Below are 19,391 nucleotides of genomic sequence, written 5' to 3'. Positions count from 1 at the left end.
ACTCGAGCCCGGTGGTTCGCCGGGGTTCGCTGATCCTCCGGGTGGATACGATCGCCTCTCTGAGTCACTGGTACATCCGGATCGGTTGGGCCTGCGTGCTCTCGTCGTCGACCTCCTGCATCCGCTGTGCGAGTCGCTGTTTGGCCTCGCGGATCTCCTCGGCGTGGTCGACGAGGTCGTCGACGGGGACTTCGACGCCGGTCAGCGGTTCGATCCCCTGTTTGATGACGACGCGTGCGGCCTCCGGGTCCGGGAACTTGGGGTCCGACTGGACGACGAGTCCGACGCTCGTCAGGCCGTGTTCGAGCATGTCGTTCATCAGCGCGCCCGTCGGTCCAGTGACGATCCCCATCTCGGTCGGTCGGCCGACGTCGGCCGCCTCGAGGAGCGGCCCGCCGCCGCCGGTCGCGACGCCGTAGAGTCGAGGAACCTCGTCGGTCTTCTCCTCGCCGATACCGCTCAGGAAGATGGGGACGACGCCGTCGTCCTCGAACCAGCCGCGGATACAGCCCGCGAACTCCGTCGCCGCCTGCGGGTGGATCGGGACGTCGCTCTGGAGGACGAACAGGTTCCGCTCCTCGTCGGCGTATAGTCGGACCGGCGTCCGGAGTTCCGCGTCGTCGTCGGCGTAGACGGCGACGCGGGGGATACCCTCGCAGTGAACGTTCGCGTAGTGAACCATCTCGAACTCGTCGACGAGGTGGTCGGCGGTGATCTTCCCGACGAGGCCGACGCCCGGCAGTCCCTCGACCAGCATCGGTTCGTCGAGCGAGACGTCGTCCGCGAGCACGTTGATGTGGGCCATGGCTGTGAGAAGGAGTGGCAGCGTACTAAAAAGATGGGCCGTGTGCACGAGGGGCGTGGAGGACAGCCCCGACTCCGAAACCGACAAACGACCCCGCTGGAAAGAGAGGGGCAATGAACCCCTTACAGCGGTACCTCCCGCTCGTCGACGACGAGGAGGCGTTTCTCGACGCCTGCGACCGACCGCTCCCCTACGTCGTCCGGGTCAACACGATCAAGACGACCGTCGACCGGGCGATGGAAGCGCTCGACGCCGAGGGCGTCGGCTACGAACGGACCGGCTGGAACCCCGAGATCCTCCGGTTGACCGAGGGCAAAGCGGGCACGACGTGGCCCTACTTCCACGGCTGGCTCCACGGCCAGGAGGAGGTGTCGGCGCTCCCCGCGATCGCGCTCGACCCGCAACCGGGCGAGCGGGTGTGGGACACCTGTGCCGCACCGGGCAGCAAGTCGACGCAGATCTCGGCGCTGATGGACGACGAGGGGTTCGTCGTCGCCAACGACAACAGCCTCGGCCGACTGTCGGCGCTCCGGCACAACGCCGAACGCCTCGGCGTCACCAACGTCGCCGTCACGAACCAGGACGCCCGGAACTTCTCGCTGAAACCGTTCCAGTCCGACGGCGACGGCTCCGTCGGCCCCGCCAACTTCGACGAGTTCGACCGCACCCTCGTCGACGCCCCCTGTTCCTGTGAGGGGACCTGCCGAAAGAACCCCGACGCGCTGGAGAAGTGGACGATGGACCACGTTCGGAGCGTCGTCGGTATCCAGAAGGGGATCGTCCGTCGCGCGATTCAGGCGACGAGACCCGGTGGCACCGTCGTCTACTCCACCTGTACGTTCGCCCCCGAGGAGAACGAGGCCGTCGTGAACCACGCACTCGAGACCGAAGACTGCGAGGTCGTCGCGTTCGACGCACCGCTGGAGACGTCGCCCGGCATCACCGAGTGGGAGGGCGAGGAGTTCCACCCGAGCGTCGAGAAGACGCACCGCGTCTACCCCCACCAGAACGACACGGGCGGGTTCTTCTGTGCGAAGTTGCGAGTCGGTGGGAGTGGAGACGAGGCGGAGGTCGAGGCATGAGCGACGGGCGCTCGCAGTCCGGCGGCGACGATGTCGCACCGACGAACGACGGTCAGCGGTTCGATCGCCTCCCGGCGACCGCCGCGGAGCGCGAGGTCGACGGTCGTGCGACTCGCGAGGAGGTGCTCGAGTGGTGGGACGAGCGGTTTGGCGTCCCGCCGACGACGTTCGACGACTACAGCTTCTGGGAGAAGGGGGCCGGAAAGATCTGGATCCTCCACGGCGACACCGCAGACCCCATCTCGGTCGAGGGGCTCGGGATGACGTTCCTCCGGACGCGACAGGAACACTGGAAGCCGACGACGAACGCCGTCCAGCGGTTCGGCCGCGAGGCGACGAAGAACGTCGTCGAACTCGACGGCGAGCAGGCGGCGGCGTTCGCCGCCGGCGAGGACCAGGAGCTCGACTGGGAGGGCGACTGGGGGTATCTCGTCGCCGCCCACGACCTCGCCGGCGAGCGCGAACCGATCGGTGTCGGGCTGTTCGTCTACGGAGAACTGCGTTCGACGGTGCCGAAGGGACGTCGTGAAAACGTAGTTGAACTCTGAGGTCGACCGTTACTGTTTGGTCTTCTTCTGGTAGAGCTTGACCGCGAGCTGAGCGAGATAGCCGAGTTCGCTGCGCTTGTAGGAGAGCGCGGCCGCACCGAGCAGCATCGCACCGACCTTCTTCTGACCGCGTTTGAACGACATCGCTGCCTCCGCGAGCGTCGAGACGACGCTGAGCTGTCGGGAACGCTTCGAACCGAGCAGTTTGGTCAACTTCATACGGCGGTGTTCACGTCGGAGGGGGAAAAGTCGACGGGCCCGTCACTTCTCTCTGACCGTTCCCCCCGACAACCCCTCCCACACCACCCGGTAGCCGAGCGTCGAGAGCGCGGCGCTGGCGTCGTCGAGGCCGTACTCGTCGAGGACGGTCTCGGCCTCGTCCAGCCGCATCTCCGCTTCGATCGCGTCCGCGAGGTCGTCGAGCACCGACGGCCGGACGAGCGTCTGTCCGACGCGGCGGTGGGCGGGGAACGACTTCCCCTCGATGGCGGCGACGCTCACGCCGTAGTCGGCGGCGAGGTCGGCGAGCGCGACGACGTCGGCGTCGGGTTCCAGTTCGTCCGGGAGCGACAGCGCGGCGTCCGCGATCAGATCCGACTCGTACTCGCGGAGCACGTCCACCACGTCCTTCACGCGGACCGACCCCGTGTAGGGGATTGCCCGGTGGTCGCGAGCCTCGACGTCGTCGCTGACGGCCAGCGACTCGTCGACGGCGACGACGAGGTCGACGTCCTCGACGCCGGCCAGCTGTCCGAGTTTCTTCTCGACGTAGTCGGGCGTCCAGAAACCCATGATCTCGAAGTAGACTCTGAACCCGTCGTCCGCCGCCGTCGAGGGGCCACCGGTGCGGCGGTCCGTTGCCGCACCGGAGGAGTCACCGGTCCGACTGTCCGTCGCCGCATCGGAGGGACCACCGGCCCGGCTGTCCGTCGCCGCACCGGCGGGTGCGTAGTCGAACGCGAAGTCAGGAATCATTACCCGTGCGCCGTCGTCGACGGCGAGCGGCTCCGGTTCGCGGACGAGTATCCAGTCGAGGTCGAGCGACCGGAAGCGGGCGGCGAAGTCGGCCTCGACGCCGCTGTCGAAGGCCGGTTCCGCGACCGGGTCGACGCCCGGCACGGAGACGTCGGCGTCGGTGAGCACCAGCTCGCGGTCGGTGCCGCGGTCGTCGATCGTCGCCGTCAGTCGCCAGTCGGCGGTCTTCGCGACGGTTCTGAGCAGGCGCGCGAACCCGGTGCCGTAGCGTCGCGTGCGACGGAAGAGCGCGTCCGGACCGGTGACGACCAGCTCTCGGCCCTCGGGCGTCTGTCGGACCTCGTACATGAGTCGGAGTCGCTTGACCGCCGAGACGAGCGCCTTCGGGTCGGCGCTCCGGATGCGAATCTCGGTGGCGTCGAACAGCGCGGTCTGGGCCAAAGAGAGGTTGTACTGCGTGAGCAGCTCCTCGGGCGTCCACCGGGGGGCGAACTCGACGAGCAGCTGGTTGACGTCCCGGTCGGCGTAGAGCGACTGTTCGACGTCGGCGACGTCGACGCCGAGGCGGTCCGCGGCGGTCGCCAGCGCCTCCGTTCGCTCGTCGTCGCCGGCGACGCCGACGGACTCGGCGGTCTCGAAGGCGACCCGGCGGACGCGTTCCGGCGGCACCGCGGCCCGCGTCTCGAACGTCGCCTCGCGCTCACAGAGCGCGGCGAGGCCGCGGACGAGTTTGAACTCGTCGGCGTCGCGTTCGAGTTCCGAGAGGGCGTCCTCCAGCACGCCGCGTCGCTCGCCGACGTGCGTCTCGTAGGTGTCGACGACGCGGGCGGCGAGCGGCCGGTCCTCGCCGTCGACGAACTGCGGGTGGTAGCCGCCGCCGGCGCGGGAGACGCGCAGGAGGTCCTTCGTGAGCACGACCGTCGGTAGTCACCGATTCTTTATAAGCGACGTGGGTCCGGCCGTGGAGGACAAGGCTCATACGCGGGGCGAGTGAGCCTCCGATATGAAGCGACGGGCACTCCTCGGCGCGCTCCCCTTCGCCCTGTCCGGCTGTCTCTCCTCGCTCCCCGGCCCGGACGGTCCTCGAAACCCTCCCACCGAACCGGAAGACGACCCCCGCGACGCACCGGAACAGAAACCGCTCGTCGCCGGCGACTTCCGGTTCAAGCGGACCGACGACGACACGCTACGCGTCGTCCTCACGGTGACGAATCGGACCGACACGGAACAGATCGGCACCCTCACTGGCACGCTGACGCTCGAGGGCGAGACGTACGAGCGGACGAACGAGGTCACCGTCGGTGGCGACGAGACGGTCGAGACGGAACTGGTCTACGAGGAGGTCGGCTTCGAGACGTTCCGGAACGCCGACTCGTTCGACTTCAGCGCGACCGTCGACTGATAGGGATTATCGTAGCCAACCGCAGCCCTCCGGTTAGCCTCACGACTCATGTGAATCGGTTCCCGGATGATGGATCTATGAAATTCTACGATAATCCCTATGAAACTGTCGCCGTCGTCTCCACCTCCCGAGGCGGCGCGTTCGAACGATTGAACGTCGATTGTTTTACAAATCTCCAACGAAAGAATTAGACTACGGGACGATATTCTTCACAATCGTCTATTGAAATAAGAGGCAAAATATAGTGATTTCGCCTGCGTACATATCTCTCGGTTCCACACAATATACCACATACAAAAGGATTTCAATTATCAATGCAAGGAGAGAATTGCACCATGGAGTTCACCAGACGAAATCTGATGGCGACGTCGCTGGCGGCCTCACTCGGCGCCAGTGTGGTCGGGACAGCGAGCGCGGCGGAGGTCGAGGAGTCGGACACACCCCGTGCGCCGAGCGTGAAGGGGTCGTTCAAGCGGTTCTCGACGACCGCGTTCGGCGCCGAGGCGACGGGACCGTTCGTGTTCGCCGACGGGACGCCGCTGTACAGTCTCCAGCATCCGAGTCGGAAGAACGAAGCTCCGTTCGACAAGGCCGGGATCGGCTACTTCAGCGGGTTCCAGTTCGATCTCGACGGTAACAACGACGACTTCGACGAGCTGCCGACGCCGCAGACGGAAGCGGAACAGCGACAGGTCCGTTCCGGCAACGGCGACTACGTGTTGCTCGCACAGGAGGAAGACGAGATCAACGGCGGGACGGAGCGTCTCGGTGTCGCGCAGACGCCCGACGGGACCGACATCACGCAGGACAACTTCGCCGGCACACAGTACGGGGACGCTGGCTACAACCCCGACTGCAACCAGTTCGTCGCCACCGACGACGAGGGGACCGAGGGCTACCTCTTCACGAACTGGGAGAACAGCCCCGGCAACGTCTCGCGGATCCCGATCAGTCAGGACGACGACGGCGAGTGGGAGGCCGACCTCGAGAACGCGATCAACCTCGCGAACACGGACGCGCTCCGCGAACTCGGCGGGACGCGGATCAACTGCTACGGCGACCTCAGCCCGTGGAACACGATGCTCTCTTCGGAAGAGAACTACGCGCATCCACGGGTGTCGCTGACCGCCACGGTGAGCGACGTCGTCGAGGCGGGGTCCGGGAAGGGCATCGTCGGGGCCGCACAGTTCTGGAACCGACCGAACCCGTCGGAAGTTCAAGACGCCGTCGACGACTACTACGGCGACGAGTCGTGGTCCATCCAAGGGTACTGGGCGCTCGACGGCGTCGAGTTCCTCGCGTACTATCTCGGGGCGGAACAGGTCGACCAACCCGAGGAAGGGTCGGAGACCACCACGTCCCCCATCGGCGACGTCTACCCGAACCCCTACCGCTACGGCTATCACGTCGACTTCCGCGACGCCGCGGCCGACGAGCCCCAGCCGGTGAAGTACTACGTGATGGGCCGGGCCGCCTGGGAGGCGCCGGACGTCCAGAGCGACGAGAAGACGGTCTACGGCTGTTCGGACGGCGACAGCAAGGGGATCTACAAGTTCGTCGCCGACGAACCGATCCCGAGCTACGACGACCCAATGGACGTCTCCGGGACGCTCTACGCCCCCAAGATCACCAGCCCGCAGGCCGAACAGCGACTCTCCCCCGCGAACGTGGCCCTCGACGTCGAGTGGATCGAACTGGGTCACGCGAGCAACGCGGAGGCCGAGGAGTGGATCGCCGAGTACGACGACGTCACGCAGGTCGACTACCTCGAAGCGCACGCCGAGACCGACTGGGAGGAGGACCGCGCGGCGGCGCTCGAAGAGGCAGACGAGGAAGTCGTCGAGAACGGCAATCAGAACTACATCACGGACGCGGAGATCGTCGAGTGGGCCGAGCAGTACGCCGAGAACGGCCCCGACGGCGTCGACGAAGAACTCCGCAAGGTCCCCTTCCTCGAGACCCGTGCGGCCGCCAAGGAGATCGGTGCCTCCATCGAGTTCAACAAGGCCGAGGGCGTCGACAGCGTCGACGGCGCAGGGCCGGGCGACTTCGTCTACTTCGGCATCTCCGAGTTCAACGACGACCTCGCCAACGACGAGGGCGACGTCCAGATGGACCGCGTCGACGGCGGCGTCGTCTACCGGGGCGAACTCGAACCCGACTACAACGTCTCGACGCTCGAACCAGTCATCGTCGGCCCCGACTTCACCGACCCACCGGAGGACGCCGACGACGCGCTCCGCAACGTCGACAACGTCTACGTGATGGACGACGGTCGGGTCCTCTGCTGTGAGGACGGGTTCGGCGGTCCCGCTCGTTCGTACCCCAACGACTGCGTGTACGTCTATCAGCCGAACGTGCAGGTCGACGTCGGCTCGATCGCCGTCAGAGAAGAGGCGACAGGAGCCACCGACCTGTACGCCTCGTCGCTGCCGCGGGGCGTCTCCGGCGGTCAGATCCACGTCACCGTCTCGGATCCGGAGGTCGTGACCATCAGCGGCGTCTCGTTCGCCGACGAACTGTCGCCGACGAACTGCACCATCACCGGAGATGGGTCGCGAGCGATACTCCGGTTCGCCGACGCCGAGGGGAACGTCCAACCCGGCGCGAGTCGCGCCACGCTCGCGACGCTCGAACTGGAGGCGGAGAGCGTCGGGAGCGCCGACCTCGACGTAGAGATCAAGAAGATGGACGACGAGAGCGGCGACGTCATCGACGCGAACGCCCGCGGCGGCGTCGCCGTCGTCGGCCCACAGGGGCCGCCGGCCGTCGGCGACGGCGACCGACCGACCGACCCCGACGGCGACGGTCGCTACGAGGACGTCGACGGCAACGGCCGGGTCGACTACGACGACGTCGAACTGCTGTTCGAGGAGTTCGACGCCGACGTCGTCCAGCAGAACGGTCCCGCCTTCGACTTCAACGAGAACGGCAAACTCGACTACGACGACCTGACGACGCTGTTCGGCGAGGTCGACTGAGCCTCGAGGTGGACGACGGGAGGTCGACCGAGACGTCGCCTCGGACGACAGAGACCGACCGCGGCGTCGGCCTCCGCGTCCGTCGGCCGAAGGAACCGCAGCGCGAACCACCGGCACGGCCGGGACGACCCCAGCGACACGCACACGAGAGCACATCCAGATGGCGAACACAGAGCAGATGTCGAGATCAGAAACCCCGCCGACCACATCGAAAGACGAGACAGTGTACCGCGACTACATCCTCGACGTTCGGATCGTCGAACGCCGGTCGCCGAGCGACGGCGACGTGCAGTATCGGTTCGAGGCGCCGCACCACGAGGGACGCAGTTTCGACGACCCCGAGGTGGCCGAACTGTACGCCGACGTCTACTTCGACGTCAACGGCTTCGAGGAGGCCGGAACCGGCGACCGCGGCGTCCCGCCGACGATCATCCAGGCGGGCCGCGACACGCTCGTCGCGTACCTGTTCACGCAACCACACACGGACGTCTACTGGCTGGCCTCCTTCTACGGCGAGAAACCGGAGAAGATCCAGCGGTACATCAACCGCGTCGAGAAGCGAGCGACGAAGATTCGCGAGGGGGCGAGAGAACACGGGATGGAGTAGACGGGCGTCGAAAGCGGGGTGACGGCGGAACGTCGAGCGTGAGGGTCGTCACCGACGGCGACTCGCTCTTCTCGAATTCCCGACCGGTGCGCTGACCGGAGTCAGCGCCGACGGTCGGAAATTCTGAACATCCCGACTCCGGGATCACTGAGAGTCATCAGCGGCGCCGACTCGCGATGTTCTCCTCCGCCGTCTCGGAACTCACCAACTCGTAGAGCAGCGCCCGCCCGCCGTCTGCCTTCGGGCGGAGCACCCGCCCGAGTCGCTGGGTGAACTCGCGTTCGCTCCCGCTGCCCGAGAGGACGACGGCGACGTTGGCGTCGGGGACGTCGACTCCCTCGTCGAGGACGTTCGCCGCCACGACCCGGCTGTACCGACCCTCGCGGAAGCGTTCGAGGATCTCCCGACGCTCCTTCGCGCCCGTCTCGTTGGTGATCGCTGGGATCAGAAACCGCTCGGAGAGTCGGTAGACCAGTTCGGTGTGTGCCGTGAAGACGATGATGCGGTCTTCGCGGTGGCGGTCGAGGATGGCACCGAGTTCGCGCACTTTCTCGTCGGCGTTGAGCATGATGTCGCGGGCGCGTTGCTTCGCCAGCAACGCCTCGCGGGCACGCGGGTCGTTGCCCGAGCGCATCACGAGTTTCTGGTAGTCGCTGCCGCTCTGCAGCGAGAGCCCCGAGGTCCGGAGGTAGTCGACGAACGTCCCCTGTGCCTCCTCGTAGCGTTCGCGCTCCGCGGGGGTGAGGTCGACCTCGACGCGCTTGATGTCGTACGGGGCGAGATGCTCGCCCGCCAGGTCGTCGACGTCGACGTCGTACACCTTCGGGCCGACGAGATCCGAGACGGTCTCGTGGGCACCGTCCGGGCGTTCGAACGTCGCCGTCAGCCCCAACCGGGCCGGCGCGGCGAGCAGTCGCCCGATGTCCTGGTATCCCTCGCCGCCGAGGTGGTGGACCTCGTCGAAGACGACGAGGCCGAAGTCGCCGCCGACCTCGTCGGCGCGGAGGTACGCCGAGTCGTACGTCGAGACGGTGATCGGCTCTTGGACCTGTTCGCCGCCGCCGAACTGGCCGATCGGGACGTCGAACTCGGCCTCCAGTTCGCGTCGCCACTGTTCGAGCAGGTCGACGGTCGGGACGACGACGAGCGTCGGCACCGACAGCGCCACGATGGCGGCGACGGCGATCACCGTCTTGCCGCTGCCGGTCGGCAGTTCCAACACTCCCCGTTCGCCCGCGTCGCGCCAGGCGTCCAGCGCGTCGCGCTGGTACTCGCGGAGGTCGTACGACGTCGACAGCGAGAGCGACGCCGAGGGCAGCACCCGGTCGTCGACGTCGGCGCCGCGCTCGCCGAGGACGGCCCGGAGGAAGGCGTACCGGTAGGCCGGCGCGCGGGCCGTCCCGCTCCGGGGGTCGACCTCGACCCCCGGGAGGTCCGCGAGCGACTCGACGTCGCGGTCGACGGCGTCGAGTCGGAGCGTGCCGTTCTCGAACGAGAGCCTGACTGTCACTGCCGAGGCTTCGTCTGGTGCGGATTTATGTTCTCCGGACGAGCAGTCAGGGGTATGAGCGACGAACTCGAAGCAGCGGTCGAAACGTTCCTCGACGACGCGGAGACGGTGCTCGGCGAGTACGACCAGGGCTACATGGACGCCGACGCGACGCTCTCGCTCCTGCGAGACCACATCGAGACGCTCGAAGAGGCGTCCGAGAGGTAGTCGACGGCGGAAGGACGCACGCCACAGACGTAGGCTTTTGTTTCGACGCATCGAGCGTCACTCTCGTGGAGAAGACAGCACTCGTCGTTCGCGGGGAGCGAGCCGACACCGTTCCGCGCGCGATCGACGGCTACGCCGAGGACAAGCGAGTCGACTACGACGGCGACGGCTTCTACGTCGTCACCGGCGAGAAGTACTATCTGCGGACGAACTCGACCCTCCAAGCGACTGTCGTCTTCGAGCTAGTCGACGAGACGACGTGTGAGGTGACGATCGTCTCGGGCGGTGGTGGGTCGGGGGTCCTCCAGAGTACGATGGGATCGGAGTGGACCGAGGCGACCCGACTCGTCCAGTCGATCGAAGACTACTGTGCGGCGCACGACCTCGACGTCGAGCGGACGTGACTCACTCGCCGATGAGGTCGCGGATGTGCTCGACGTAGTCGGCGAACGCGGCGTCGGTTCGCTCGCGCGGCCGGGCGAGGTCGACGTCGACGACGTCGCGGACGCGGCCCGGGTCGGCGGCCATGACGACCACGCGGTCCGAGAGCGTCACCGCCTCCTCGACGTCGTGGGTGACGAACAGCACCGTCTTCTCCGTCTCCGACCAGATGCTCAGTAGTTCCGCGTGGAGCATGTCGCGGGTCTGGGCGTCGACCGCGCCGAACGGCTCGTCCATGAGCAGCAGCTCGGGGTCGACGGCGAGCGCGCGGGCGATGCCGACGCGCTGTTTCATCCCGCCGGAGAGCTCCTTCGGGTAGGCGTCGGCGAAGTCGCTCAGGCCGACGAGGTCGAGCAGCTCGCGGATGCGCCGCTTTCGTTCGGCCTGCTCGACGCCCTGCTCTTCGAGACCGAAGGCGACGTTCTCCCGAACCGTCCGCCACGGGAACAGCCCGTACTCCTGGAACACCATCCCTCTGTCCGTCCCCGGCCCCTCGACGGGAGTGCCGTCGAGTCGGACCGCGCCCGACGTCGGCATCTCCAGGCCGGCGATGAGTCGGAACAGCGTCGTCTTCCCGCAGCCAGAAGGACCGACGATACAGACGAACTCGCCGTCGTCGACGGTGAAGTTCACGTCCGCCAGCGCCTGGACGGTCTGGCGTTCCGACTCGTAGCGTTTCCCGAGACCGTCGACGTCGACTTTGCGGGTCGGCCGTTCGTTTCGGTCGGTCTGTCGATCTTCGAGACTCATGCTCTCCACTCCAGGACGTTCCGCTCGACCCGCCGGAACACGCCGTCGCTGACGAGGAACACCGCGCTGATGACGAGCATGTAGGCGACAGAGACGTCCATCGAGAGGTTCTGTGCGGCGTTGATGATCTGGAAGCCGACGCCCGGCGCGCCGAACAGTTCGGCGGCGACGACGATCATCCAACACTGGCCGATGCTGGTGCGGATGCCGGTCATGATCGACGGCGAGGCGGCCGGCAGGACGACCTTCCGGATCATGGTGAGGTCGTCGTCGACGCCGAGGCTGGCGGCGACCTCTTTCAACTCCCTGGAGACGCCTTCGACGCCCGAGTAGGCGTTGTAGAAGTTGATCCAGAACGCCCCGATGCCGACGATGAACGCCGCGCCGTTGTGGTTGACGCCGAGCCAGATGATGGCGAAGGCGATCCACGCCAGCGGGGGAATCGGCCGCAGGACGCGCGTCACGGGCGTGAACGCCGCGTCGAGCGTCCGACTCCACCCCATCGCGACGCCCGCGGCGACGCCGAGGACGCTCCCGACGAACAGCCCCGGGACGTAGTGATAGAGGCTCTCGACGAGTTTCACGGGGAGCCGAGTCGCCGAGAGCTCCACGCCGAGAAGCGGGAGCGCGAACGTCGCCGGCGCGGTGAGCTCCGTCGCGAACGCCTCGGCGACGGCCAGCGGCGTCGGCAGAAGGATCCCACCGACGGCCATCGCGCCGAGTTGCCAGACGGCGAGGAACGCGAGCGTCCCGAGCGCACCGAGACCGATCCGGCGGCCGTCGAACTCGTCGCCGAGGAGACGGGCCCCGAACGAGTCGTCGGTGTCGGTGCCGGCAGTGATCCCGCCCACGCCGGCGGTGCTACTCTCCTTGCTCATAGCGAGTCGTAGACGCTGTAGTCGAACAGCTGGTCGACGGACAGTTGCTCGTCGATCTTCCCGGCGCGGGCGGCGTACTCGCTGAAGATCGTCGCGCCCTCCTCGATCTCGTGGGGGTCGGTGATGAACGCCGAGGCCGGCGACTCCATCGCCTTCCGTGCCGTCTCGACCGGGAGCGCCTCCTCACCGATGACCGTCGAGGCGTGTTTGGCGGCCGTGTCGGGGCTGTCCTGTGTGAACGCGGTCGCACGCTGGTGCTGCTCGACGAACGTCTTGGCGATCTCGGGGTTGTCCTTCCGGAGTCGATCGTGCATCAGCGTCACGGCCGCAGGCTGGCCAGGCATGAAGTCACCCGCCCACGCGATCGACTGGAACGGCGCACCCCGCGACTCGATCACCGTCGGGACGGGTTCCATGATGCTCGTCCCGTCGATCTTCCCCGAGAGCAGCGCCTGCCGAACCGGGCCGGCACCGCCCAGCGCCGTGATGTCGACGTCGTTGTCGGGGTCGATCCCGACCGTCTCCTCGAGCCAGTAGCGAAGCAGGATGTCCGGCACCGACCCCGGCGGGAAGGTGCCGAACGTGAACTTCCGTCCCTTCTGTTCCTCGAACTTCGCGAACGCCTCGTTCCCGTACTCCTCCCACAGACCGGCGAACTCGTCGGAGGCGAGAATCTGCATGGCGTCTCGGATGTTGGCGGCGGTGATCTTCGAGGGGATCCCCTTGTCCATCACGATCATCGCCGGGACGATACCGAACATCATCACGTCGAAGTCGCCCTTCGCCGAGGCCTGGACGATGCTCGGCCCGTCGGAGAACAGTTTCCCCGAGACGTCGACGGAGAGTTCGTCGAAGTACCCCTCCTCCTGCATCACGAAGTACTGCATGTCCGGGTAGATGGGCATGTACGCGACGTTGAGTTCGTCCAGTCCGTCGCTGCCGCCACTGCCGAGTACGCCGGTGCAGCCGGCGAGACCGCCGGCGATGCCGACTGCGCCAGCCGATCGTAAGAAGTGTCGTCGAGAGCGTGTCGCACTACCGTTGCCTCGCGTCGTCATTGTGTGGGGTAGACGCTGGGTACTTAATCCGTGCTCGCCTCCGGTAACTGTCATTGCAAAGCTGTTGCATCGGGAAAGCCGAGTTTCCGCGCTCGTTAGCCCACTGGCGCCCCGATTTACGGACAATTGGTCGTTTCGTCCGTCACAGCTACCGGCAACACTCTCCCGTAGACGGCGCCAGTAGTAACGACTCTGAGATATCTGCCGTGTCACCGTCCCACGGGTGGCAAGAACTATCTCGGCGGCGGACGCGGAGTAGCGTATGACGACGTTCTCCAACCGCGTCGAGCAGATCTCCATCAGCGGCATCCGCGAAGTGTTCGAGGCAGCGGGCGACGACGCCATCAACCTCGGCCTCGGCCAACCGGACTTCCCCGCGCCGGAACACGCCCGTGAGGCCGCCGTCGACGCCATCGAGGCGGGGAAGGCGGACGCCTACACAGAGAACAAGGGGACGGTCGAGCTCCGGGAGGCCATCTCCCGACGCTACAGCGAGGATCTGGACCTCGAGATCTCCCCCCACGACGTCATCACCACGGCGGGTGGAAGCGAGGCGCTCCACCTCGCGATGGAGGCGCACGTCGACGAGGGGCAGGAGGTCGTCTTCCCCGACCCCGGCTTCGTCGCCTACGACGCCCTGACCAAACTCGCGGGCGGGAAGCCGGTGCCGGTGCCGCTGCGGGAGGACCTCACGATCGACCCCGAAACAGTCGAGGAGGCGATCACCGAGGACACCGCGGCGTTCGTCGTCAACAGCCCCGGCAACCCAACGGGGGCGGTGTCGCCCCGCGAGGACGTCGAGGAGTTCGCCCGCATCGCCGACGAGCACGACGTACTCTGTATCTCCGACGAGGTCTACCAGCACTTCGTCTTCGACGGCGCCCACTACTCGCCGATGCAGTTCGCCGACTCCGACAACGTCGTCGTCGTCAACGGCTGTTCGAAGGCGTACTCGATGACCGGGTGGCGACTCGGGTGGGTCACTGGCTCCACGCGACGCATCGAGCGGATGCTCCGCGTCCACCAGTACATCCAGGCGTGTACCTCCGCGCCCGCGCAGTTCGCCGCCGAGGCCGCACTCTCCGGCCCGCAGGACGTCGTCCAGGAGATGAGCGACACGTTCGAGGAGCGCCGCGACCTCGTGGTCGACGGACTCGAGGAGATGGGTCTCGACGTGCCGACGCCGAAGGGGGCGTTCTACGTGATGCCGGAGGTGCCCGAGGGGTGGGTCGACGAGTGTCTCTCCCGCGGCGTCATCGTCGTCCCCGGCGAGGCGTTCGGCGAACACGGCGAGGGGTACGCGCGACTCTCCTACGCGACGAGCACCGAGGAGTTAGAGGAGGCGCTGGCGATCATGCGCGAGGCGACCGAAGCGGTGCAGTAGGGCGGTCCGTCGAGACGGAACGACTTTTCGGGACGACGTCGAACCGACAGCCATGGGTCCGTTCCCGCTCCCCTCCATCTCACTCGACCGAGTCCTCCTCGTCGGGTGGCCGCTGATCTTCGGCGTCGCGTGCTATCGCTACCGACGTGGTGACGTCTCGCTGCGAAGCCTGTACGCGTTCGGAGCGTCCGCAGGAGTGGCCGTCGGAAGTCGTCTCGCGCAGCGCTCGGAGTCGGCGAGTGGACCACTCGAAGCGCTTCTGCTGGGGACCGGCCTCTTCGTCGTCTTCCTCGGACTTCTCGCGGCCGGTCGCTGGTGGCAACTCCGGGGCTCCGGGTCTGCCGACGACGTGGCTCCGTAGCGAGCCACCGGAGCACACCTCGTTTCCGCTGAAATGTCCCGATCGTTCAGGTTCGTTTCGGACTGCCGTCCGGTTGGCGAGCGCCCGCTCGGTCGTGCGCGACGATGTCGTCGCCGGGCGACGTCGGCGTGCCGCCGTCGACGACGAGCGCCGCGTTCGGTTCGGAAGACGACGCTCAGTCCGCGATAGAGGGTTCCGGGTCGCGGTCGATATCCTCGTTCATCAGCGCGATGAGACTGGTGTAGGGGACGAACGCGAGGAACACGTCGTCCTCGTCGTAGAGGTCTGCGCCGTGTTCGGTCAGTTCGTAGTGGTCACACTCGATGTCTCCGTCGGGGAAGTGCGCGCGGAACATGGTATCGTGTAGACAGTCGAACTGCATGAATGTGGTGCTCGGTGACACGCCACGACGGTTCAGCTCGCCGTGCTCACGATCTTGACGACGTCGCCCTCGGCGAGGACGTGGTCGTCGGAGATACGACGGTTCGACCGCGCGTCGACCGCGTGCAAGTAGCCCTCGCCGATGTCGGAGTGGACGGCGAACGCGAGGTCCTTGGGCGTCGAGCCGCGAGGCAGGAGGAAGGCATCGGGGAGGACGTTCCCCGTCCCGTCGGTCCACTTCGACTCGTTCTGGACGGGGTAGGCGGTGACGTGGTCCAGCAGGTCGTAGACCGCCGTGTCGAGCGCTTCCTGGACGCCGGTGCCGCCGTACTCGGCCATCACCTCGCGGATCTGTTCGAGTCCATTCTCCTGCGCGTCGCTGAGGTCGCCCGTGATCTCGAAGTCCGGGTCGCCGGGGTCGTAGTCGACGACGCCCGCCTCGACCGCTTTCCGGAGGGCGAGCTCGCCGTCGGCCGTCGCCGGGATGACCGGTTTCCCCGTCTCGCGCAGGCGCTCGACGTTCTCCTCGGGGGCGACGTCGGCCTTGTTGGCGACGAGGATGATGGGTTTCGTACGGGCGCGGACGTCGCGGGCGAGTCGCTCGCGGTCCTCGTCGGTCCACTGGATGGGGCTCTCGGGGTAGTCGAGGTCCCGAAGGCTGGCGGCCACCTCGGCCTCGGTCGCGCCGAACCCGGTGAGCAGTTCGGTCAGCGCGTCGTCCATGTCGAACTCCGGCGACCGGGACTTGCGTTCGACCGACTCCCAGTTGCGGTCGACGATGCCGGCGAGCCACTGGTCCATCTCCTCCTCGACGAAGTCGACCTCTTCGACGGGGTCGTAGGTGCCGACCTCGACCGGTTCGCCCTCCTCGTTCGTCCCGCCGGAGGCGTCGACGACGTTGATGATGACGTCCGCGTTCGTCAGCGCGTCGAGGAACTGGTTGCCGAGGCCGCGGCCCTCGTGCGCGCCGGGGACGAGCCCGGCGACGTCGAGCAACTCGACCGGGACGTATCGCTTCCCGTCGTGGCAGTTCTCGTTGCCGCAGCGCTCCTCGCGGGCGAGACAGGGACAGTCCGTGCGGACGTGCGTCACCCCGCGGTTCGGGTCGATCGTGGTGAACGGGTAGTTGCCGACGTCGACGTCGGCCATCGTCGCCGCCTTGTAGAACGTCGACTTGCCCGCGTTCGGCTTCCCGGCGAGCGCGATAGACAACATACCACTCAGTTCATCGGGTCGGTTGTAAGTCGTTTCCGGTGTGTCGCCAGACCCTGTGTCGATACATCGGCAGACAGCTACAACCGACCCTCTCAGCCGTCCGGGAAAACGGCCTTTCGGTCCCGATGGCCCGCAGGGAGAGTAGCGAAAGTATTCGAACTCTCCGTGGTATCAGGGTCTAGTTGTATCAAAATCGGCGTGCTGAACTTAGAGAGTGCGTTCAGCACTCAAGGTAGCCCTGCTTCAGCGTGTGATTTGTTCAATATTGGCTGTAGAAGCGACTGTGAACGTGGTTTCTCCAGTGTCGTACATTTCGATTGAGAGGAAATTCCCGTTGTCCCGATTAGAAGGGGCAGGATTGAAGATAACTGTCGGACTGTCCGGTTGGCGACCATCAATTGTATACTCAACTACGTACCACGCTTCGTAGGAGAACGCACCTGTGTACTCTCCTGACTCACCCGGTCCCAACGTAGTTGATGCAGTTATATCCCGTTGATTCGGCGGTATCTTCGGTACATCACCAACGACATGGTTCTCCTCGTTGAGCCGTGACCCAACGTTAATCACCTCGATCTTCATCGAGTGAGGGAGATTATGGTTATTTATAAAATAAAGCGAGCCAGCTGGTGGCTCGCTGGACAAAAGGCGAGATGAACAACCAGCGAAACCAGTAGCAGTGACTACTGCTGTAGTGGCGAGGAATTCACGACGACTCTTTGGGGACACACAGTGTAGCTCTATCAGTTCCTGTAAATTCTTTCTGTGTCAGAATTCGGATAGGCTGTTTCTACTGGCCTTGCAAGATATGCGCGCTCTATTCAGCACGCTCGTAGAAAATTCTCCGAACGCTGTCATAATCGACGTGCAACACTCAGAGGGTGTGTTCAGCAGTCTGCCACCCCTCCTTTCGTCCTTGGCACAGCGAACTGGCCGATAGAGGGCGTGTCTATGACGAGGTTGTCGACTCCGCCGAACACCCGAGGCTGACACGACGGAGTTGGTCACAGTTCGCACTGGCGGCGACGAATAGATTCTCCGAACCCAGACGACCATATCGGATGTTCGCCGTGACACACTCCGGAACGGTGTCAAACAGCGGCGCTATCGGCTGCTCGGTCCACTCCCCGCCGTCGACGCGCGCACTGATGACGTACTCCCCGGCGACGGGTCCCCACGTGCAGTCGACAACGACAGCACCGAGCGTCGGCCCCGAGGTGGCTTCGACGGCGTGCGAGGATGTGTGGATCACGGTCCCATCCCGTTCGACCCGGACGTCGAACTCGTGGCTCGCCTCGGTGTCGAAGTTCTCGATACCAAGATATCTCAGTTTGGTCGAGGTCTCGGGGGGTGACACCGCTTCGAGACACCCACCGAGGCTCAACGTTAGAGAGATCCCCAACGAACCGAGGAGGGCACGACGGTTCATAGTAGCAATTGACAGAATGCGGCCAAGTGTCTTTTGTACTATCAAACGGCTTCTCTGTGACTCGCACAACACCGCTTAATCACCACGTTCTTGGTACGGCTGACGACTGGTGAGTGACCGACTTGCGCCCTGAATTCAGCACAGCTACTGAAACCTCTCACCGATTGAAGATTTCAGTCCTGCCTACTGTGGGCTCTCTGAGCGACCGTCGAACAGTGAGGTAAACCGTGTCAGCAGTGCAAGCGCGATGGCGATGCCGAGCATCGGATATTCGACACTGACGACCATCCACTTCAACGCTTCAGAGTTGTTCATGAGACTGATCAGGATGGTCGCGTAATCGTCGGGATTCGTGTAGATGAGGATGACCCAGAGGTTCTCCAGAGAGTCGAGAAGTCGAGAGACGACTGTCAGGCCCATCCCGATCTTCGGTATCAGGACGAGTCTGTCGGAGCCTGCCAGTGCCTTCAAGCAGACCGAATGGAGTGAGAAAAACAAAAAGAACCCTGCGACGATGAAGACGTAATCAAGGACGGAGAGAAGCATCACCGATTCCATGACTGGGTCGATGGCCTGCAATATTGTGTCCACTTCCGCCCGGGTCGTCGCGGCCTGTAAATCTGCAGTGGAAGAGCCGGACGTCTCGATTCGGCGAGTCACCGGAACGAACCCCAGAGCAATCACCCCGACAAAGATGCAAAACGACACAAAGGCGACAATACCGTGATTTTTAGCGGAGAGCGCATCCGCATACCGTTCGAGAGGGCGAACGAGTGCATCCAGCCATTGCATACAAGAACCAGACTGTACTCGCGTTTCAGTTAACCGATAGTCTGTCTTCACGGTCTCGCTTCTCAGTAGAAGCTAGATGACCGACTTGCGCGCTCTATTCAGCACGAGCTACTTATCAGCCACAGAGAAGCACGTCACCCGAACGGACGAGAACTTCTGCTGACCCTCAGAGCCCCAGTAGGTCGTCGACGGTCGACCGGAGGTCGCCGTCGGCGGCGTAGGCGACGGCGACCTCGTGGACGGTGAACCGCCCGGAGTGGTGAACGCCGTGGCTCGCGGCGTACTGCGAGAGCCAGTCGTCGAGCGCGCGGTCGAGCAACGACTGTTCGACCGGCGAGAGCGCGTCGTCGGTCGCTCGGCGAACCTCGATGTACAGCGAGACCAACGGTTCGACGCCCACCTCGAGACACCGCCGCGGGTCGTCGCGGTCGGGGTCGAACGACGCACACTCCCGTTCGGACCGTGCGACGAGTCGCGCCACGGCCGGCCACCGCGCCGAACGACTCACCGTCTCCACTCCCTGCTAGCCGTTCGCATACAGTACGCGACAGCGTTCGAGCGGTCGGGTATAAAGACAGTCGGTTT

The 19,391-nt window shown here is 65.4% G+C and carries 22 protein-coding genes; 9 read left to right on the top strand and 13 right to left on the bottom strand.

Features of this window, described 5'->3' with window-relative positions:
* Positions 1 to 64 precede the first annotated feature (64 nt).
* Positions 65 to 805 carry a proteasome assembly chaperone family protein gene (locus EOHIBHHM_RS16350; RefSeq protein WP_497252444.1) on the bottom strand — a complete coding sequence of 247 codons (741 nt, stop codon included), beginning with the start codon at positions 803 to 805 and terminating at the stop codon, positions 65 to 67.
* Positions 806 to 918: 113 nt separating this feature from the next.
* Between EOHIBHHM_RS16350 and EOHIBHHM_RS16345 the strand changes: the two genes are divergently transcribed.
* Positions 919 to 1,887 (top strand): RsmB/NOP family class I SAM-dependent RNA methyltransferase, encoded by a 969-nt coding sequence (locus EOHIBHHM_RS16345; protein ID WP_497252442.1) that lies wholly within the window; start codon positions 919 to 921, stop codon positions 1,885 to 1,887.
* Complete coding sequence (locus EOHIBHHM_RS16340; protein ID WP_497252440.1) at positions 1,884 to 2,435, top strand: DUF7122 family protein; 552 nt, start codon at positions 1,884 to 1,886, stop codon at positions 2,433 to 2,435. The genes EOHIBHHM_RS16345 and EOHIBHHM_RS16340 overlap by 4 nt, the downstream gene beginning before the upstream one ends.
* A 9-nt stretch (positions 2,436 to 2,444) precedes the next feature.
* Here the strand turns inward: EOHIBHHM_RS16340 and EOHIBHHM_RS16335 are convergent, their stop codons facing one another.
* Positions 2,445 to 2,654 (bottom strand): hypothetical protein, encoded by a 210-nt coding sequence (locus EOHIBHHM_RS16335; protein ID WP_497252438.1) that lies wholly within the window; start codon positions 2,652 to 2,654, stop codon positions 2,445 to 2,447.
* Positions 2,655 to 2,696: 42 nt separating this feature from the next.
* On the bottom strand, positions 2,697 to 4,325 hold the full coding sequence (locus tag EOHIBHHM_RS16330; protein ID WP_497252436.1) for a DUF790 family protein: 1,629 nt from the start codon (positions 4,323 to 4,325) through the stop codon (positions 2,697 to 2,699).
* Positions 4,326 to 4,413: 88 nt separating this feature from the next.
* Here EOHIBHHM_RS16330 and EOHIBHHM_RS16325 point away from each other — a divergent pair, with 88 nt between their 5' ends.
* From EOHIBHHM_RS16325 to EOHIBHHM_RS16315, 3 genes are all read left to right on the top strand, one after another.
* Complete coding sequence (locus tag EOHIBHHM_RS16325; RefSeq protein WP_497252434.1) at positions 4,414 to 4,812, top strand: transcriptional initiation protein Tat; 399 nt, start codon at positions 4,414 to 4,416, stop codon at positions 4,810 to 4,812.
* 335 nt (positions 4,813 to 5,147) lie between these two features.
* Positions 5,148 to 7,793: an alkaline phosphatase PhoX gene (locus EOHIBHHM_RS16320; RefSeq protein WP_497252433.1), complete on the top strand. Its 2,646-nt coding sequence runs from the start codon at positions 5,148 to 5,150 to the stop codon at positions 7,791 to 7,793.
* A 178-nt stretch (positions 7,794 to 7,971) separates the two neighbouring features.
* Positions 7,972 to 8,400: a hypothetical protein gene (locus tag EOHIBHHM_RS16315; RefSeq protein ID WP_497257026.1), complete on the top strand. Its 429-nt coding sequence runs from the start codon at positions 7,972 to 7,974 to the stop codon at positions 8,398 to 8,400.
* 157 nt (positions 8,401 to 8,557) lie between these two features.
* Here the strand turns inward: EOHIBHHM_RS16315 and EOHIBHHM_RS16310 are convergent, their stop codons facing one another.
* Positions 8,558 to 9,910 (bottom strand): DEAD/DEAH box helicase, encoded by a 1,353-nt coding sequence (locus EOHIBHHM_RS16310; RefSeq protein ID WP_497252431.1) that lies wholly within the window; start codon positions 9,908 to 9,910, stop codon positions 8,558 to 8,560.
* Positions 9,911 to 9,964: 54 nt separating this feature from the next.
* Between EOHIBHHM_RS16310 and EOHIBHHM_RS16305 the strand changes: the two genes are divergently transcribed.
* A complete protein-coding gene (locus EOHIBHHM_RS16305) occupies positions 9,965 to 10,117 on the top strand; it encodes a hypothetical protein (RefSeq protein WP_497252429.1) in 153 nt (50 codons plus the stop codon).
* 65 nt (positions 10,118 to 10,182) lie between these two features.
* Positions 10,183 to 10,521 (top strand): hypothetical protein, encoded by a 339-nt coding sequence (locus EOHIBHHM_RS16300; protein ID WP_497252427.1) that lies wholly within the window; start codon positions 10,183 to 10,185, stop codon positions 10,519 to 10,521.
* Between the two features lies 1 nt (position 10,522).
* On the opposite strand, the gene EOHIBHHM_RS16295 is transcribed toward EOHIBHHM_RS16300, so the two are convergent.
* Genes EOHIBHHM_RS16295 through EOHIBHHM_RS16285 form a run of 3 tightly spaced genes read right to left on the bottom strand, consistent with a single transcriptional unit; the run spans position 10,523 to position 13,244 of the window.
* On the bottom strand, positions 10,523 to 11,308 hold the full coding sequence (locus tag EOHIBHHM_RS16295) for an ABC transporter ATP-binding protein (protein WP_497252425.1): 786 nt from the start codon (positions 11,306 to 11,308) through the stop codon (positions 10,523 to 10,525).
* The gene (locus EOHIBHHM_RS16290) at positions 11,305 to 12,186 is read right to left on the bottom strand and encodes an ABC transporter permease (RefSeq protein WP_497252423.1); all 882 of its coding nucleotides are present in this window, start codon (positions 12,184 to 12,186) and stop codon (positions 11,305 to 11,307) included. Before EOHIBHHM_RS16290 ends, EOHIBHHM_RS16295 begins: the two co-directional genes overlap by 4 nt.
* Entirely contained in the window at positions 12,183 to 13,244 is a 1,062-nt protein-coding gene (locus EOHIBHHM_RS16285) for an ABC transporter substrate-binding protein (protein ID WP_497252421.1), read from the bottom strand. Before EOHIBHHM_RS16285 ends, EOHIBHHM_RS16290 begins: the two co-directional genes overlap by 4 nt.
* Positions 13,245 to 13,506: 262 nt before the next feature.
* Between EOHIBHHM_RS16285 and EOHIBHHM_RS16280 the strand changes: the two genes are divergently transcribed.
* Complete coding sequence (locus EOHIBHHM_RS16280) at positions 13,507 to 14,628, top strand: pyridoxal phosphate-dependent aminotransferase (protein ID WP_497252419.1); 1,122 nt, start codon at positions 13,507 to 13,509, stop codon at positions 14,626 to 14,628.
* Positions 14,629 to 14,680: 52 nt separating this feature from the next.
* Positions 14,681 to 14,989 (top strand): hypothetical protein, encoded by a 309-nt coding sequence (locus EOHIBHHM_RS16275; RefSeq protein WP_497252417.1) that lies wholly within the window; start codon positions 14,681 to 14,683, stop codon positions 14,987 to 14,989.
* Positions 14,990 to 15,164: 175 nt separating this feature from the next.
* Here the strand turns inward: EOHIBHHM_RS16275 and EOHIBHHM_RS16270 are convergent, their stop codons facing one another.
* The 6 genes from EOHIBHHM_RS16270 to EOHIBHHM_RS16245 all read right to left on the bottom strand — a co-directional run bounded on the left by EOHIBHHM_RS16270 (position 15,165) and on the right by EOHIBHHM_RS16245 (position 19,314).
* Positions 15,165 to 15,344 (bottom strand): hypothetical protein, encoded by a 180-nt coding sequence (locus EOHIBHHM_RS16270; RefSeq protein WP_497252415.1) that lies wholly within the window; start codon positions 15,342 to 15,344, stop codon positions 15,165 to 15,167.
* A gap of 59 nt (positions 15,345 to 15,403) precedes the next feature.
* Positions 15,404 to 16,585: a redox-regulated ATPase YchF gene (locus EOHIBHHM_RS16265; protein WP_497252413.1), complete on the bottom strand. Its 1,182-nt coding sequence runs from the start codon at positions 16,583 to 16,585 to the stop codon at positions 15,404 to 15,406.
* A 243-nt stretch (positions 16,586 to 16,828) separates the two neighbouring features.
* Entirely contained in the window at positions 16,829 to 17,167 is a 339-nt protein-coding gene (locus EOHIBHHM_RS16260; RefSeq protein WP_497252411.1) for a hypothetical protein, read from the bottom strand.
* A 367-nt stretch (positions 17,168 to 17,534) separates the two neighbouring features.
* A complete protein-coding gene (locus tag EOHIBHHM_RS16255; RefSeq protein WP_497252409.1) occupies positions 17,535 to 17,942 on the bottom strand; it encodes a hypothetical protein in 408 nt (135 codons plus the stop codon).
* Positions 17,943 to 18,197: 255 nt separating this feature from the next.
* Entirely contained in the window at positions 18,198 to 18,806 is a 609-nt protein-coding gene (locus EOHIBHHM_RS16250; protein WP_497252407.1) for a hypothetical protein, read from the bottom strand.
* Between the two features lie 166 nt (positions 18,807 to 18,972).
* Positions 18,973 to 19,314 (bottom strand): DUF8055 family protein, encoded by a 342-nt coding sequence (locus tag EOHIBHHM_RS16245; protein WP_497252405.1) that lies wholly within the window; start codon positions 19,312 to 19,314, stop codon positions 18,973 to 18,975.
* Positions 19,315 to 19,391: the final 77 nt, after the last annotated feature.

It is taken from the genome of Halogranum roseipondis, from assembly GCF_059695585.1.
The sequence above is the reverse complement of the archived record's forward strand: the minus strand, read 5'-3'. Positions and strand labels throughout refer to the sequence as shown.